The sequence below is a fragment of the Micromonospora sp. NPDC048905 genome (assembly GCF_040649655.1).
In the GTDB taxonomy this organism is placed as follows: Bacteria; Actinomycetota; Actinomycetes; order Mycobacteriales; family Micromonosporaceae; genus Micromonospora.
Genome location: NZ_JBEZFV010000007.1, coordinates 302701 through 317979 on the forward strand (window position 1 = coordinate 302701; position 15279 = coordinate 317979).

The 15279-nt window shown below is 73.1% G+C and carries 13 protein-coding genes and 1 pseudogene; 4 read left to right on the forward strand and 10 right to left on the reverse strand.

The window, feature by feature from the left end:
• Positions 1-42 precede the first annotated feature (42 nt).
• The 5 genes from AB0C01_RS20640 to AB0C01_RS20660 all read right to left on the reverse strand — a co-directional run bounded on the left by AB0C01_RS20640 (position 43) and on the right by AB0C01_RS20660 (position 4671).
• Positions 43-783: a CbiX/SirB N-terminal domain-containing protein gene (locus tag AB0C01_RS20640; protein WP_357571893.1), complete on the reverse strand. Its 741-nt coding sequence runs from the start codon at positions 781-783 to the stop codon at positions 43-45.
• Between the two features lie 53 nt (positions 784-836).
• Positions 837-1598 carry a phosphoadenylyl-sulfate reductase gene (locus tag AB0C01_RS20645; protein WP_357246641.1) on the reverse strand — a complete coding sequence of 254 codons (762 nt, stop codon included), beginning with the start codon at positions 1596-1598 and terminating at the stop codon, positions 837-839.
• Positions 1595-1756 (reverse strand): hypothetical protein, encoded by a 162-nt coding sequence (locus AB0C01_RS20650; RefSeq protein ID WP_167393614.1) that lies wholly within the window; start codon positions 1754-1756, stop codon positions 1595-1597. Before AB0C01_RS20650 ends, AB0C01_RS20645 begins: the two co-directional genes overlap by 4 nt.
• The gene (locus AB0C01_RS20655) at positions 1753-3465 is read right to left on the reverse strand and encodes a nitrite/sulfite reductase (RefSeq protein ID WP_357246644.1); all 1713 of its coding nucleotides are present in this window, start codon (positions 3463-3465) and stop codon (positions 1753-1755) included. The genes AB0C01_RS20650 and AB0C01_RS20655 overlap by 4 nt, the downstream gene beginning before the upstream one ends.
• Positions 3466-3759: 294 nt before the next feature.
• Positions 3760-4671 (reverse strand): ArsR family transcriptional regulator, encoded by a 912-nt coding sequence (locus tag AB0C01_RS20660; RefSeq protein ID WP_357571844.1) that lies wholly within the window; start codon positions 4669-4671, stop codon positions 3760-3762.
• Between the two features lie 62 nt (positions 4672-4733).
• Here AB0C01_RS20660 and AB0C01_RS20665 point away from each other — a divergent pair, with 62 nt between their 5' ends.
• Complete coding sequence (locus AB0C01_RS20665; RefSeq protein WP_357571845.1) at positions 4734-5759, forward strand: aldo/keto reductase family protein; 1026 nt, start codon at positions 4734-4736, stop codon at positions 5757-5759.
• Positions 5760-5794: 35 nt separating this feature from the next.
• On the forward strand, positions 5795-7300 hold the full coding sequence (locus AB0C01_RS20670) for a glycosyltransferase family 39 protein (protein WP_357571846.1): 1506 nt from the start codon (positions 5795-5797) through the stop codon (positions 7298-7300).
• A 34-nt stretch (positions 7301-7334) separates the two neighbouring features.
• On the opposite strand, the gene AB0C01_RS20675 is transcribed toward AB0C01_RS20670, so the two are convergent.
• The gene (locus tag AB0C01_RS20675) at positions 7335-8927 is read right to left on the reverse strand and encodes a histidine kinase N-terminal domain-containing protein (RefSeq protein ID WP_357246653.1); all 1593 of its coding nucleotides are present in this window, start codon (positions 8925-8927) and stop codon (positions 7335-7337) included.
• A 25-nt stretch (positions 8928-8952) separates the two neighbouring features.
• Complete coding sequence (locus AB0C01_RS20680; RefSeq protein ID WP_357247166.1) at positions 8953-9984, reverse strand: SIS domain-containing protein; 1032 nt, start codon at positions 9982-9984, stop codon at positions 8953-8955.
• A 189-nt stretch (positions 9985-10173) separates the two neighbouring features.
• On the opposite strand from AB0C01_RS20680, the gene AB0C01_RS20685 reads away from it, so the two are divergent.
• Entirely contained in the window at positions 10174-12003 is a 1830-nt protein-coding gene (locus tag AB0C01_RS20685) for a tetratricopeptide repeat protein (protein ID WP_357571847.1), read from the forward strand.
• 78 nt (positions 12004-12081) lie between these two features.
• Here the strand turns inward: AB0C01_RS20685 and AB0C01_RS20690 are convergent, their stop codons facing one another.
• Positions 12082-13671 (reverse strand): MDR family MFS transporter, encoded by a 1590-nt coding sequence (locus tag AB0C01_RS20690; RefSeq protein WP_357571848.1) that lies wholly within the window; start codon positions 13669-13671, stop codon positions 12082-12084.
• A 112-nt stretch (positions 13672-13783) separates the two neighbouring features.
• Between AB0C01_RS20690 and AB0C01_RS20695 the strand changes: the two are divergent.
• Positions 13784-14473 (forward strand): annotated as a pseudogene (locus AB0C01_RS20695) (TetR/AcrR family transcriptional regulator); the annotation flags it as partial.
• On the opposite strand, the gene AB0C01_RS20700 reads toward AB0C01_RS20695, so the two are convergent.
• Together AB0C01_RS20700 and AB0C01_RS20705 are read right to left on the reverse strand one after the other, a co-directional pair.
• Positions 14406-14915: a GNAT family N-acetyltransferase gene (locus AB0C01_RS20700; RefSeq protein WP_357246661.1), complete on the reverse strand. Its 510-nt coding sequence runs from the start codon at positions 14913-14915 to the stop codon at positions 14406-14408. The pseudogene AB0C01_RS20695 and the gene AB0C01_RS20700 overlap by 68 nt on opposite strands.
• Positions 14912-15127: a biotin/lipoyl-binding carrier protein gene (locus tag AB0C01_RS20705; RefSeq protein ID WP_357246664.1), complete on the reverse strand. Its 216-nt coding sequence runs from the start codon at positions 15125-15127 to the stop codon at positions 14912-14914. Before AB0C01_RS20705 ends, AB0C01_RS20700 begins: the two co-directional genes overlap by 4 nt.
• Between the last annotated feature and the right edge of the window lie 152 nt (positions 15128-15279).

The following is a 15279-nucleotide window of genomic DNA, read 5'->3' on the forward strand; positions in this document are numbered from 1 at the left end:
GGTGGGTCCGCCCACCGGGGCGTTCCGCTGTCCGCCCCAGCCTCAGCCGGCCGGTGCCACGACGTGGCCGTTCGACAGGTCGTCGACCCGGCGCAGCACCACCTCGACCAGCTCCGGCGCGTCGGTCAACGGGGCGGACACCGCCACCGCGCCGGCCGCCCGAGCCGCCTCAGTCACCGCGTCGTGGAACAGGCCCGGCGCCAGGAAGTACGCGGACACCGCGACCCGCCGTGCGCCGGCCGCCCGCAGCCGCGACACCGCCACACCGGCCGCCGGTGGCGCCGCCGAGGCGTACGCCACCCGACAGGGCACCCCGAACTCGGCACCGAGCGCCTCCGCGGCCTGACCCACCGACCGGCGGGCGCGCGCGTCCCGGGTGCCCGCCGCGGCCAGCACCAGCGCGTCGAAGCGGCCCGGCCGCACCTCGGTGAGCCGTCGACGCAGCCCGGCCAGCAGCCCCGGGTCGACGGTGCCGTCCGCCGGGCCGAGCACGTCGGTCACCCGCACCGCCAGTGGCCGCTCGGCCCGCACCGCCGCGCTGACCGCCGCCGGAATGTCCACCCGATGGTGATACGCGGCGGTCAACAGCAGGGGCACCAGTACCGCCCGTTGGTGACCGGCCGCCGCCAGGCCACGCAGCACCTCGGTCGGCCCCGGCTCGGTGTGGTCCAGCCAACTCGCCCAGACCTGTGTCCCGGGCCGGGCCGCCGACACGGCTCGGGCGAGTGCCCGGGTGGCGTCGGCCGCTCGTGGATCCCGGCTGCCATGGGCGACGAGCACCACCGGGGCCACCCCGCCGGCCACGTCCGGGCCGGTCGGGGTGGTCGCTGGCGAGGTCAGACGTGCAGCCCGCACTCGGTCTTCTCGAACATGGCCCACCGGCCGGCCCGCGCGTCCTCGCCGGCCTTCGTCCGGCGGGTGCACGGCCAGCAGCCGATCGACCCGTAACCCTGCTTGAACAGCTCGTTCACCGGCACGTTGAAGCGGGCGATGTAGGCGTCCACATCCTTCTGCGACCAGGCCGCGATCGGGTTGACCTTGACCCTGCCGCGCCGCGCGTCGAACGTCACCACAGGCGTGTTGGCCCGGGTCGGCGACTCGTCCCGGCGCAGGCCCGCGGCCCAGGCGTCGTACCCGGACAGCGCCCGCTCCAGCGGCTCCACCTTGCGCAGCTGGCAGCAGTCGTCCGGTGACTTGTTGAACAGCCGGGGGCCGTACTGGCCATCCTGCTGGCCGACCGTGAGTCGGGGCCGGATCGACCGGACGTTCACCGGGAGCGTGCGGGCCACCTCGTCGCGCACCCGCAGCGTCTCGGGGAAGTGCAGGCCGGTGTCGAGGAAGACCACGTCCACGCCCGGGGCCACCCGGGACACCAGGTGCGCCAGCACGGCGTCGGCCATCGAGCTGGTGACGCAGAACCGGTCGCCAAAGGTCTGTGCGGCCCAGCGGGCGATCTCCAGCGCCGGGGCGCCTTCCAGGTCCTGGGCCGCCTGCTCGGCCAGGGCGCGCAGCTCGGCGGGGTCGCGTCGGGCCGGGTCGGCGGATGTCGAAGCGCCCGGACCGACCAGGCGCAGGTTCGCTGCGGAGACGAGGCTCATCGGGTCACCGCCCGGGAGAGCAGGCCGGTGAACTTCACCGAGAAGACCCGGGTGCAGGCGTGGCACTCCCAGGCGCCGTGCCCCGCCTCGTGCGGCCGCAGGTCCTCCTCGCCGCAGTACGGGCAGTACAGAGGTGCCGCTCGGTTCTCGCTGCTCACCGCAGTGCCTCCTCATCGACTCTGATCACCCAGTTGGCGAACGTCTCGCCCTCGCTCCGACCGGCCAGGTAGCGACGGGCCAGCCGTTCCACGTACTCCGGAAGCTCCTCGGCGGTGGTCTTCAGGCCGCGCAGCTTGCGGCCGAAACCGGCCGTCTGCCCCTGGGCCATGCCCAGCCCGCCGCCCAGGTGCACCTGGAAGCCCTCGACCTGTCGGCCGTCCGGGCCGACCACCAGCTGGCCCTTGAGCCCGATGTCGGCCACCTGCGTGCGGGCGCAGGCGTTCGGGCAGCCGTTGATGTGGATGGAGATGTCCGCGTCGAAGTCACGCAACCGCTGCTCCAGCCGGGCCACCAACTCCTCGCCGCGGGCCTTCGTCTCGACGATGGCGAGCTTGCAGTACTCGATGCCGGTGCACGCCATCGTGCCGCGCCGCCAGGCCGACGGCCGGGCCTCCAGGCCAATGCCACGCAGCGCGTCGACAAGCGACTCCGTCCGCTCCGACGGCACGTCGAGCACCAGCAGCTTCTGGTACGGGGTGAGCCGCACCCGGTCGCTGCCGTGCGCCTCGACCACGTCGGCCAGTTGGGCGAGCTGCCCGCCGGAGACCCGCCCGACCACCGGCGCGGCGCCCACGTAGTGCCGCCCGTCGGCCTGCTCGTGCACGCCCACGTGGTCGACCGGCTTCGACGGCAGGGTCGGCGCCGGGCCGTCGAGCAGCGTACGACCGAGGTAGTCCTTCTCCAGGACCTCGCGGAACCGCTCCACACCCCAGTCCGCCACCAGGAACTTCAGCCGAGCCCGGTTGCGCAGCCGCCGGTAGCCGTAGTCGCGGAAGATCCCGACCACCCCGGCCCACACGTCCGGAATCTCGGCCATCGGCACCCAGACGCCGAGCCGCTGGGCGAGCATCGGGTTGGTGGAGAGACCGCCGCCGACCCAGACGTCGAAGCCGGGGCCGTACTCGGGGTGCTCGACACCGAGGAAGGCGATGTCGTTCGACTCGTACGGGGTGTCCACCAGCCAGGAGATCGACGTCTTGAACTTGCGGGGCAGGTTGGAGAACTGCTTGTCGCCGACGTACCGGGCGACGATCTCGTCGATCGCCGGGGTCGGGTCGAGCACCTCGTCACGGGCCACGCCGGCGACCGGGCTGCCCAGCACGATCCGGGGGCAGTCGCCGCACGCCTCGGTGGTCTGCAGGCCGACCGACTCCAGCCGACGCCAGATCTCCGGCATGTCCTCGACCCGGATCCAGTGGTACTGGATGTTCTGCCGGTCGGTGATGTCGGCGGTGTCCCGGGCGAACTCCCGGGAGATGTCCGCGATCACCCGCAACTGGGCCAGGCTGAGCTGGCCGCCGTCGATGCGGACCCGCAGCATGAAGAACTCGTCCTCCAGCTCGTGCGGCTCCAGCACGGCGGTGCGCCCGCCGTCGATGCCCGCCTTGCGCTGGGTGTAGAGGCCCCACCAGCGGAACCGGCCCCGCAGATCCTGCGGATCGATGGAGGCGAAGCCGCGGTGCGCGTAGATGGTCTCGATGCGGGCCCGGACGTTGAGCGGGTCGTCGTCCTTCTTGATCCGCTCGTTGGGGTTGAGCGGCTCACGGTGGCCGAGCGCCCACTGACCCTCACCCCGTGGCCGGCGCGGTGCTCGGGTCGGGCGAGCCGTCGGGTCCTCGGAACGGGCCGGGATGCTGCTGACCGCCATCGCGGCGTCCTCCGTTGTCTGCTGTGCCTCGGGGTACGCGGGGCGCGGCGGCCGGCCCGGCGAAGCGGGCGGGACAACGGTGTCTTCAGACAGCCGGCGCGGAGCGCGCCCGAGACAGATTGATCGGGCGTCGTCAGTAGGCCGGACAGATCGCGCTGCGCACGCGGCCGTAATCGACGTGGCGACGTGCCACGAAGCGGCGGACGACTGCGGCGGTCATGCGCCCCATGCTGCCACACCCCGAGGGGGCCGGCCAATGTCCACGTGCTGGATCCCACATCACGGGCGAGGGGGCTAGTCGACCAGCTGGTCACCGAGGACGGTTCGCGCGTACCGCACCACCCTGCCCTCCCGTACGCCGACGATCAGGCCGTTGTCCCGCAGCGTGGTGAGGTGGTGCGACGCCGTCGCCGGCGCGAGCCCCAACATCGCGGCCAGCTCGCCGGTGCTCAGTGGCGCGTCGAGCAGGGACAGCGCCGCCGCCCGCGTACCGCCGAGCAGGGCGCCGAGCGCCGCGCTGGGCGGCGGCGACGCCCACAGCCCGCCGAGCCCGGCCGGCGGATAGCAGAGGGCGGGTCCGGCGTCCCCCTCCAGGATCGCGTGCACCGTCGGTCCGGAGAACGAGGTGGGCAGCAACGTCCACGGACGGTCGTCCAGACCGGCCGGCCGGGACGTGCCGACGGCGACCCGCAGCGCCGCGCCGTCCCAGCGGATCAACGGGTGCAGCTCGCGGAGCAGGGTGCGCCCGCCCTGGTCGGCGGCGAGCAGGGTGCGCCGCCGGATGTCGGCCAGCGCGAGCGCCCGCAGCCGGGGCCAGTCCGGTGCGATCAGCAGGGTGAAGTACCGCCGGAGCTGCGCGACCAGCTCGTCCGGGGCCAGCCGGGGTGCGCCGGCCCGGTCCAGTTGCCGCCGCACCCGGGACGGGTCGGTGCCGGCGACCGCCCGCAGCTCGGCCGCCAGGTTCGGGGCCACCCCGATCGGAGTGAGGAAGTCCGGTACGTAGCCGTTGGACGACCGGAGCACCGCCAACAGCGGCTCCAGGCCGGCCCCCGGCAGCAGCCGTTCGGCGCGCTCCCGCCACGGGCGGTGCATCCAGTACTTCGCCGGCTTGCGCAGCGCCCAGGAACTGGCCACCAGCTCGGCCAACGGCGAGTGCACGAACCGGACGCGACTCAGGTCGTCCGGCGTGAACCGAACCTCGATCACCGACAGATTCGACCACGTTCGAACGGTTCGGCGACAGCGCGCGACCGCCGGAGGATCCGAGCATGGAATACAGGCAACTGGGCCGGTCGGGCCTGCGCGTGAGCGCGGTCGCGTACGGCAACTGGGTCACCCACGGCAACCAGCTCGACGACGACGCGGCGGGCGCGTGCGTGGCCGCCGCCCTGGACGCGGGCATCACGACCTTCGACACCGCGGACCGGTACGCCCAGGGGCGGGCCGAGCTGGCGCTGGGCAGGGCGCTCAGTGGCGTCCGGCGCAGCTCGATCGAGCTGTGCACGAAGGTGTTCCTGCCGGTCGGGCCGGGGGCCAACGACTCCGGACTGTCCCGCAAGCACATCATCGAGAGCTGCCACGCCTCGCTGGGCCGGCTGGGCACCGACTACGTCGACCTCTACCAGGCGCACCGGTACGACGACAGCGTGCCGCTGGAGGAGACGATGCTCGCCTTCGCCGACCTCGTCCGTCAGGGCAAGGTGCTCTACGTCGGCGCCTCCGAGTGGACCGCCCCGCAACTGCGTGCGGGTCTGCGGCTCGCCGCCGACCTGCGCGTCCCGTTCATCGCCAACCAGCCGCAGTACTCGATGCTGTGGCGGGTGGTGGAGGCCGAGGTGGTGCCCACCAGCGCGGAACTCGGGCTGGGTCAGCTCGCCTGGGCACCCCTCGCGATGGGCGTGCTGACCGGCAAGTACGAGCCCGGCAGGCGCCCGCCCGCCGATTCCCGGGCCACCGACGGCTTCGGCGGGTCGTTCGTCGCCCGCTACTCCTCGGATCTGTTGCTCTCCCGGGTCCGCCAGCTCCGGTCGATCGCCGATGCCGCCGGCTGCACGATGGCCCAGTTGGCGGTGGCGTGGGTGTTGCACCGACCGACCGTGGCCAGTGCGATCGTCGGTGCGTCCCGACCCGGGCAGCTCGCCGAGACCGCCGGCGCGGCGGCGGTCCGGCTGGACGACGAGCTGATGGAGCGGATCGATGCCGTGCTCGGTGACCTTGTCGAGCGTGATCCGGCGAAGACGGCCCGGCCGAACGACGTGATGCCCGCCTGGCGCCCACCGCCTGCGGCCGGCTGACACCACGAACGGCGAGACCGTGGCAGGCTCGGACCGTGGGCAGATTGTCCGAGTCGACCGGCGCGGCGTGGGGCCACCTGCGCCGCGTACCGGTCTGGCTCGCCCCGGCACTGCTGACCCTGGTGGTGACCCTGACCGGGCTGGGTTCCGCCCAGCTCTGGCGCGACGAACTGGCGACCTGGAGCGCGGCCAGCCGGTCGCCCGAGGACCTGGCCCGGCTGGCCGGCACCATCGACGCCGCCACCGGGCCGTACTACCTGCTGATGCACGGCTGGACCGCGATCGTCGGCGACTCCACGGTCGCCCTGCGCGTGCCGGCCGTGCTGGCGATGGCCGTGGCGGCCGGGCTGCTCGCCGTGCTCGGCGCGCGGCTGGTCGACCGGCGCACCGGCCTGTTCGCCGGGCTGCTGTTCGCGGTCCTCCCCGGCACGTCCCGCTACGGGCAGGAGGCCCGCCCGTACGCGTTGGCCACCATGCTCGCGGTGCTCGCCACCCTGCTGCTGGTGGCCGCACTGCGCCGACCGAGCTGGACCCGCTGGGCCGGGTACGCCGCCGCCGTCGCCGCTCTCGGGCTCATCCACCTGATCGCGCTCACCCTGCTCGCCGCGCACGGCCTGGTCGTCCTGCTCGCCTGGTGGCGCGGCCCGGCCACGGCCGGCGTCGGCAGCCGGGACAAGCACGACGCTGCGCGGGACCGGCGGGTGTGGCGCTGGCTGGTCGCCGTGGTGCCGGCCGCGCTGCTCGTCGCCCCCCTGCTGCTCAAGGCCCGCGCCCAGCGGTCCCGGCAGCTCAACTGGGTCCACCTGGTTCGCCTGGACGACCTGACCGCTCTGCCCGGCGGGGTGGCGCAGAGCAGCGTGGTGGGTGGACTGCTGGTCGGGGTCGCCGCGTTGGGCGCGGCCCGGCTCGGGCGTCGCGCCCTGCTGCCGGTGAGCGCGGTGCTGCTGCCCGTGCTGCTGCTCTTCGCCGCCGGTGAGGTCGTACCGCTGTGGGTGCCCCGGTACCTGGTCTTCGTGGTGCCCTTCGCCTGCCTGCTGGCCGGCGCGGCGATGGCCGCGGTGGCGGTGCCCGCCGCGCTCGCCGTGGTGGTCCTGGCCGGGTTGCTCGGCCTTCCCGACCAGGCGGCGTTGCGGCGCACCCACGAGTGGCCGCGCAGCGCGCCGGTGGACTACGCGGGCGCGGCGCGCGTGATCGCCGACGGTCAGCGGCCGGGCGACGCGATCGTCTACTCGCCCCGGCAGAGCTGGCTCTTCCTCGACCTCGGCATCGAGTACCACCTCGACGACCCTCCGCGGGACATCCTGGTCACCGAGGACGAGGTCCGCCGGGGCGACCTGTGGGCGGCCGAGTGCCCCCAGCCGGCGCAGTGCCTGGCCGGTACGACACGAGTGTGGCTGGTGCTCTCCGGTCGGCACGCCGAGCCGCTGGCCGCCGTGACCGGCGCCAAGGGCGACGCGCTACGCGCGGACTTCACCGTCGCCCAGGTCTGGCCGCGCCCCGGCCTGACCGTAGCCCTACTGACCAGCCCCCCCGCCCGCTGATCCGCTGACACCCACGACTGTCCCGGCGCGGCGGTCAGGCCTGTGAGCGGCCGTCGGGGGCGTTGCGGGCCAGCGGGACGACGAGCACGGCCTCGGTGCCGCCGGTAGCACCGGCCCGCAGCTCGATGGTGCCGCGCAGCTCCCCGGTGACCAGGGCACGGACGATCTGGAGGCCGAGCCGGCTGGCTCGCTCCGCGTCGAAGTCCGGCGGCAACCCGCGCCCGTTGTCGGTCACCGAGACGTGCAGCATCTTGCGGAACCGGTGCGCCGAGACCACCACCTCGGGTCGCAGCGACGGGTCGACCTCGGGAGCAGCGACCGGCACCATGCCCGAAGCGGCAGGCGCGCGGGGCTCGTCCGCCTCGTCGGCCGGCGGGAAGCCGTGCTCGACGGCGTTGAGCAGCAACTCGTTGAGGACCATCACCAGCGACGTGGCGATCTCCGCCGGCAGCACGCCGAAGCTGCCCCGTCGTCGCATGCCGACGCTCACCTCGGTCGCCGCGACCTCGGTCGCCGCGCTGGCCACCCGGTCGACGATGCCGTCGAACTCGACCGCCTCGTCGCTGGACATGGAGAGCGTCTCGTGCACCAGGGCGATCGAGGCGACCCGGCGGACCGATTCCTCCAGTGCGACGCGCGCCTCCGGCATGGACACCCGGCGGGCCTGCAACCGCAGCAGCGCGGCGACGGTCTGGAGGTTGTTCTTCACCCGGTGGTGGATCTCCCGGATCGTGGCGTCCTTGGTGATCAGTGCCCGATCCCGGCGGCGAACCTCGGTGATGTCCCGCACCAGCACGAGCGCGCCGATCGGCACCCCGGCAGGCATCAGCGGCAGCGCCCGGGTGAGCATCGTGGCGCCGCGGGCGTCGATCTCCCGGCGCGGTGGCGCCTCGCCGCGCAGGGCGGCCAGGATGCCGTTCGCCGCCTCGGTGCCGTCCAGCGGGTCGCCGGCGAGCCGGCGGTGCAGCGCGGCCAGGTCCTCGCCCACCAGGTGCGAGGCGTAGCCCAGCCGCCGGTACGCGGACTGCGCGTTCGGGCTGGCGTAGGTGACCTTGCCGCCGGCGTCGAGCCGGACCAGGCCGTCGCCGACCCGGGGCGCGGAGGTGGTCTCGCCCGGGTGCCGCGGTGGCGGGAAGGTGCCGTCCGCGATCATCTGCGCCAGGTCGTCGGCCGTGGTCAGGTAGTTGAGTTCCAGTTGGCTCGGGGTGCGCGCGGTGGAGAGGTTGGTGTCCCGCCCCACCACGGCGATCACCTCGCCGGCCTCCCCCTCGGCGGTGCGCAGCCGGACCGGGATCGCCTCGTGCCGGGCCGGCACGTCGCCATACCAGACCGGGTCGCCCTCGCGCCAGATCCGGCCCTGGGAGTACGCCACCCCCAGGTGGGCGACCTCCGGCCCGCCGACGATCCGCCCCACCTGGTCGTCCTGGTACGCGGTGGGTGCGGTGGTCGGGCGGACCTGGGCGACGCACAGGAACGTGCCGTCGGCGTCAACCGGCACCCAGAGCAGCAGGTCAGCGAAGGAGAGATCGGAGAGCAGTTGCCAGTCGCCGGCGATGCGGTGCAGGTGGTCGATGTCGGCCGGACGGAGATGGGTGTGCTCCTCGGCGAGGTCGCGCAGCGTGGACACGGTGACCAGGGTGCCACGCCACGCCTCACATCGTCGCGGTGACCTTCTTCAACCCACGCGGCGCGTCCGGATCCTCGCCCCGGGTGAGCGCCAGGGCCAGCGCCAACCGCTGCAACGGCAGGATGTCCAACAGCGGGGCGTACCGCTCGTCGACCTCGGGGACGGCCAGCCGGGTGGCGCCCGGCACGTCGGCGGAGCCGACCACCACGACGTCGGCACGGCGTTCGCCGAGGCGGGGCAGCACCTCGCCCATCGAGCGGCCACCGGGGCCGGAGCCGACCACGGCGAGCACCGGGACCTCCGGGTCGGTCATCGCGAGTGGGCCGTGCAGCAGGTCGGCGCCGGAGAAGGCGAGCGCCGGCAGGTACGAGGTCTCCATCAGCTTCAGCGCGGCCTCCCGGGCGGTCGGGTAGGCGTACCCCCGGCCGGTGGTGACCAACTGGCGGGCGAACCGGTAGCGCGGGGCGAGCTGGGCCGGGGTGCCGTCGGCCAGGGTGCGGGCGGCCAGCTCGGGCAGCGCGTCGAGCGCCTCCCGTTCGGCCGCCGGGAGCACGCCGTCGCCGGCCCGGATCCCCTCCACGAGCATCAGCAGGGCGAGCAGCTCGGCGGTGTACGTCTTGGTGGCGGCGACCGCCCGCTCGTGCCCGGCGGCGATGTCGACGCTCAGCTCGGCCACGTCGACGAGCGGCGAGTCGGGGGCGTTTGTCACCGCGAGGGTCAGCGCCCCGGAGGCGCGGGCGGCGCGCAGCACCTCGGCCAGGTCGGGCGAGCCGCCGCTCTGGCTGACCCCCACGACAAGCGCGTCGGACAGGTCGGGGCGTGCCCCGTACAGGGTGACGACGCTTGGCGAGGCGAGCCCGGCGGGCAGGCCGAGCCGGATCTCGGTCAGGTACGCCCCGTAGAGGGCCGCGTGGTCGGAGGTGCCCCGGGCGGTGAAGACCACGTGCCGTGGGCGACGTTCGGCGACGACCGCCGCCACCCGCGCGATCTCGGCGGCGTTGGCGGCCGAGAGCAGGCGGGCGTAGCCAGCCGGCTGCTCGTCGATGTCGGCGGCCATGCCGGAGCCTGCACGTGTCACGGAAACCCCTCCCCTGCGCGATTGCCGCGCGATTCTTGCTCAGTCTTGCACTTTTAACCGTAGCTCAGCAATCGAACGAGCAGGACTGCGCAGGTGATCACCAGTTGATCTCAATATCAACTAAGCTGGTGGTTGCACCCGGCCCAGCCCCAGCGACGAGAGGACGACGTGCCCGAGGGAACGGACGACCCCGCGCTCTCCCCGACGGAGGAGCTGGCTCTGGCCCGGCTGGCACTCGACGAGGGTGACCTGCACCACGCCGCCGGCCACCTCGCCGGCGCGCTGGCGCAGGCCCCCACGCTCCCGGAGGTGCACGAGACGCTGGCCCGGCTCGCCGCGGCCAGCGGCGGTGGTCTCGGCCTCTTTCCGATCAACCACCACACCTTCGTGGGCGCGGTCGTCGCCCGCGCCCATCTGCTCGCCACCGCCGGCCGTCCCGCCGAGGGACTGGAGTTGCTGGCCGCGGCGACCGCGTACGCGCCCGGCACCGAGTGGGCCGGCGTTCCCTGGGTCACCGCGCCCGAACTGGCCGAACGGCTGGACCCGGAACACATCGCCCGGATCCTCATGCAGGTCTGCGCCGCGCTGCCGGACCCGGTGCCGCGGGTCGACCGGGGCGCCCTCGCGCCGTACCTCACACTGGCCCGCAACGCCGCCACCGTCCACCCCGACCACGGTCTGCTGCTGGGCGCGGCGTCCGCGCTGGCCCGGCGCCTCGGCGAGGCCGCGCTCGCGGTGCGCTGGGCCACCCGAGGGGTACGCACACAGCCCTCGAAGATGGGCGAGGTCTGGCTCGGGTACGCGTACCGCAGCGCGGGCCGGACCCGCGAGGGCCTCGCCGCCCTCGGTCGGGCCGTCGAGCTGGACCCCGACGACCTGGCGATCTACGCGGACATCGCCGGCACCCTGGCCGAGATCGGCCGACTGGACGAGGCGCTGGAGTGGACCGAGCGGGCGCTGGCGCGCGACCCGTCCTTCGACTGCGCGGTGCACACCGCCCACCGGCTACGGCACCTGCGCGACGGCGACCTGGCCCACCTGGTCGCGCTCGCCGACTTCGTCCGCGACCACCCCAATGACAGCCACGAGCATGGTGACCTGGCCCAGTGCTGCCGGGGCCGCCCCTGGCTCGGCCAGCTGACCCCGGCCGGCGGCCCACTCGTCGACGCGCTGCGCCAGGCGGTGGCCGATGACGACAACGGTTCCGGCAGCGCCGTACGACTGCCCGCCGCAGCCCCGCCGAGCGCCGTCCGGACGGCGACGTCCACCGCCCCCGGGCTGCGGATCGACGTCGTCGGCTCGTTGGAGCCGGACCCGCGCGAGCCCCGGCGGGCGTCGGCCCAACGGTTGTGGCACTACGCGGACAACGTCCCCATGCCCGCCCTGCCGGCGCCCTCGGCGACGGCTGTCGAACGGATCGGTCAGCTCGCCCACCCGGCGTGGCCGCACCCACCGGCGGCGTACGACGCGGCGGTGGGCCTCGCCGGCCTCGACCTGGCGGACCTGCTCGGCCTGCTGGTGCACCCACCAGCGGCACCGGCCAACGCGGTGGGTCGCCTGCTGGCCGCGCACGACCCGTCGATCTGGGTCCGTGGGGTGCAGGTGTGGGCGTGCCTGGGGCTGCTGCACCACCGCACCGACGAGCCATGGGAGAGCTCGACCCGGCGCCGGGTGCTGCTCGACCTGATCTGGGACGTCGAGGACTGGGTCACCGAGGCGGCGCTGTTCGCCCTGGTCACGGCCGCCTGGGTGGATCCCTCGGTACGGTCGGACGTGGCGCGGGTGGTGGCGGAACGGCTCGCCGACGCGGCCGCCGTCGCTCGGGTCCGGCCGGTCCCGATCGCCGTCTCGCTGGCCCACCTGGCGCTCGCCGTCCCGGAACTGGACAAGGCCGCCGCGGCGCTGGCCACGGAACTGCTCGACACGCGGTCCTCCCGACTCCCCCGCCCCCGCAACCCCCTCCGTCGCCTCTGGCAACGCCTGACCCGCCGATCCTGACCCTGCCCGCGGGGCACAGCAGCGCGCCGCGCCGGCCCGGATGGGCTGACGCGGCGCGGCGCGGGGGAACGGTGTGGGTCAGGCGACCGGGGCTGCCTTGCCGAGGGCGACCTCGGCCTCCTCCTCCGGAGTGGCCTGCGGCGGCGCCTCGTTGGCGGTGCGCAGCGGGATCTCCTTGATGAACCAGGCGAGCACCGGGATCGCGATGGTGAACACCACCGCCCAGAGGAACACGTGCGAGATCGCGTCGGAGAGACCGCCGAGCACCAGCTCACGCGCCTGGGCGGGCAGGTCCTTGAGCTTCTCCAGGTCCATTCCGGCACCACCGGACTCGCCGCCGAAGGCTCGACCGCCCTCGGAGCTGGCCAGCCGGTTGGCGAAGATCGCGCCGAAGAGCGAGATGCCGAACGAGCCGCCGATCGACCGGAAGAACGTCGCCGCGCCACTGGCCGCGCCGAGATCCTTCTGCTCGACGCTGTTCTGCGCGATCAGCATCGTCGTCTGCATCAGGAAGCCCATGCCGACGCCGAGCACGACCATGTACAGCGACGACATCAGCTTGCTGGTGTCGGTGTCGAGCATGGACAGCAGCCCCATGCCCGCGGTCATCGCGACGCCACCGATGATCGGGTACGCCCGGTACCTGCCGTTACGGGTGATCGCCCGGCCGATGACAAGCGAGACCACGAGCATGCCGAACATCAGGGGCAGCAGCAGCAGACCGCTGTTGGTCGCCGACGCCCCCTGCACGGTCTGCTGGTAGAGCGGCAGGAAGTTCATCGCGCCGAACATCGCGAAGCCGAGCAGGAAGCCGATCACCGAGATCAGCGCGAAGTTACGGTTCGCGAAGAGCGCCAACGGCAGGATGGGCTCCTGGACCCGGCGCTCCACCAGGCCGAACGCCGCCAACGCGACAACGGCCAGTACGGCCAGGCCGAGGATCTGCGGCGACGTCCAGTCGTACTCGTTGCCGCCCCAGGTGGTGATGAGCACGATTGCGGTGATGCCGACCGAGAGCAGCCCGGCGCCGAGCCAGTCGATCCGGTGCTCGGTGCGGTACTTCGGCAGGTGCATCGTGGTGATCAGCACGAGCAGCGCGATCCCGCCCAGCGGCAGGTTCACGTAGAACGCCCACCGCCAGGAGAGGTGGTCGGTGATGAAGCCACCGGCCAGCGGACCGGCGACCATGGCGATGGCCATGATGCCGGCGATCATGCCCTGGTAGCGCCCACGCTCGCGGGGCGGGACCAGGTCACCGATGATCGCCATCACGCCGACCATGAGCCCACCGGCGCCGAGGCCCTGCACGGCACGGAAGGCGATGAGCTGGACCATGCCGTCCTCCGGGCCGCCGAGCATCCCGGAGCCGGCCATGCCGCAGAGGGCGGAGCCGACGAGGAACATGATGACCGAGGTCAGGAAGACCGACTTGCGGCCGTAGAGGTCACCGAGCTTGCCCCAGATCGGGGTGGACACGGTGGTGCCCAGGACGTACGCGGTAACCACCCAGGTGAAGTGGTTGAGGCCGCCGAACTCGCCGACGATCCGCGGTAACGCGGTGCTGACGATCATGTTGTCGAGCATCGCGAGCATCATCGCGATCATCAGCCCGAACAGCACGACCCGGATGTTGTTGGGTCGTACGCCGGTCTGTGTTGCTTGAGTCATAGGTAAGCTCCCCCCGAGGAATGTCGTACTTACTTGCCGCCCGGCTAGTCACCTTACTAGCCGCACGGTAAGTTGGGTAGGAAGCCACGGTCAAGCGATTAGGAGTGCGTGAGTGAGGGAGAGCACAGGCGGGACGCGGGAGCGGATCAAGGCCGTCGCGCTCGAACTCTTCACCGAGCAGGGGTACGAGAAGACCTCGCTGCGGGAGATCGCCGAGCGTCTCAACGTCACCAAGGCCGCGCTCTACTACCACTTCAAGAGCAAGGACGACATCGTCGCCAGCTTCGTCGAGGACCGGCTGGACCGGATGGACGAGCTGAATGCCTGGGCCGCGACGCAGCCCGCCACACTGGCCACCCGCCGCGAGCTGATCTCCCGGTACGCGGACACGATGTTCGACGGCGCGCAGCCGTCGGTGATGCGTTTCTTCGAGCAGAACCAGACCGCGCTGAAGAGTCTCTCCGCCGGCCAACAGATGCGCGGTCGGATGTTGGACCTGGCCGACGCGCTGTGCCGGGGCGACGAGTCCCCCGCCGCCCAACTGCGCGCCGCGCTGTCGATCTTCGCGGTGCACACGAGCTGGTTCGCGGTCCGCGCACCGCACATCAGCGACGACGAACGCCGCAAGCTCGCCCTGGAGGTGGCCGACGAGTTGCTCGCCGCCATCGGCACCGACCCCGACGCGAGCGACCACGACGGACCCGCCGCCGGCCAGGGCTGACCGGTCGGGCGGCTCAGCCGCGTGTCAGGACCAGCCGCAGACCGAGCAGGTCGACGCCCACCGCCGGAGCCCAGTCCTTCTCCGGTGCCCGGACGAACCCGAGCCGCGAGTAGAGCCGGTGCGCCGAATCGGCCATTCCGGCCCGGACGCAGATCACCACCGCCGTGCAACCCAACTCGACGGCGCGTGCCACGCACGCCTGCGCGAGTGCCGCGCCGACACCCCGACCCTGAGCGCCCGGGTCGACCGCGAGCATCCGGAACTCCGCCTCGCCCGGCCCGGACAGCTCGGCGAACGGGGTGCCCGGCAGCACGAAGGTCACCGACCCGAGCACCGCCTCGGTCACCTCGTCGACCGCGACCAGCACCTCACCGCTGACGGCCCGGGTCGACACGTCGGCCAGCACCTCGCCGTACCCGTGTTCGCCCTTGAGCTGGCCGTCCGCCTCGTACGCGGCCACGGTCAACCGGGCCACCGCCGGAAAGTCGGCCGGCTCGGCCGAACGGACCCGCAGCCCGCTCAAGCAATCACCGCGATCAGGTCACCGTCCTGTACGACGTCACCCTCGTGCACCGCCAGCTGCTCGAGCACACCGTCGGACTCGGCGAGGACGGGGATCTCCATCTTCATCGACTCGAGGATCACCAGGGTGTCGCCCTCGGCCACGGTGTCACCTGCCGAGGCGACGACCTTCCAGACGTTCGCCACCATCTCGGCGCGGATCTCCTCGGCCATGTCCGGGCCCTCCCTTTTCGCGATGTGCCTGCCGACGTATCCAATCATGCGACGTCCGCCGGTGGGCGCGCAGCGGCACGGCCGGGATGACGCACCCGCCCCGGGGAAAGGCGGCAGGTGTCGACCGCACTACCATCAGCGGGTCGGACCCG

What these genes read in the sequence shown, in the direction of transcription:
- AB0C01_RS20680 (WP_357247166.1), bottom strand. Translation starts at nt 9,984, where the DNA reads ATGGCCGCCGACATCGACGAGCAGCCGGCTGGCTACGCCCGCCTGCTC.
- AB0C01_RS20665 (WP_357571845.1), top strand. Translation starts at nt 4,734, where the DNA reads ATGGAATACAGGCAACTGGGCCGGTCGGGCCTGCGCGTGAGCGCGGTC.
- AB0C01_RS20645 (WP_357246641.1), bottom strand. Translation starts at nt 1,598, where the DNA reads ATGAGCCTCGTCTCCGCAGCGAACCTGCGCCTGGTCGGTCCGGGCGCT.
- AB0C01_RS20655 (WP_357246644.1), bottom strand. Translation starts at nt 3,465, where the DNA reads ATGGCGGTCAGCAGCATCCCGGCCCGTTCCGAGGACCCGACGGCTCGC.
- AB0C01_RS20705 (WP_357246664.1), bottom strand. Translation starts at nt 15,127, where the DNA reads ATGGCCGAGGAGATCCGCGCCGAGATGGTGGCGAACGTCTGGAAGGTC.
- AB0C01_RS20690 (WP_357571848.1), bottom strand. Translation starts at nt 13,671, where the DNA reads ATGACTCAAGCAACACAGACCGGCGTACGACCCAACAACATCCGGGTC.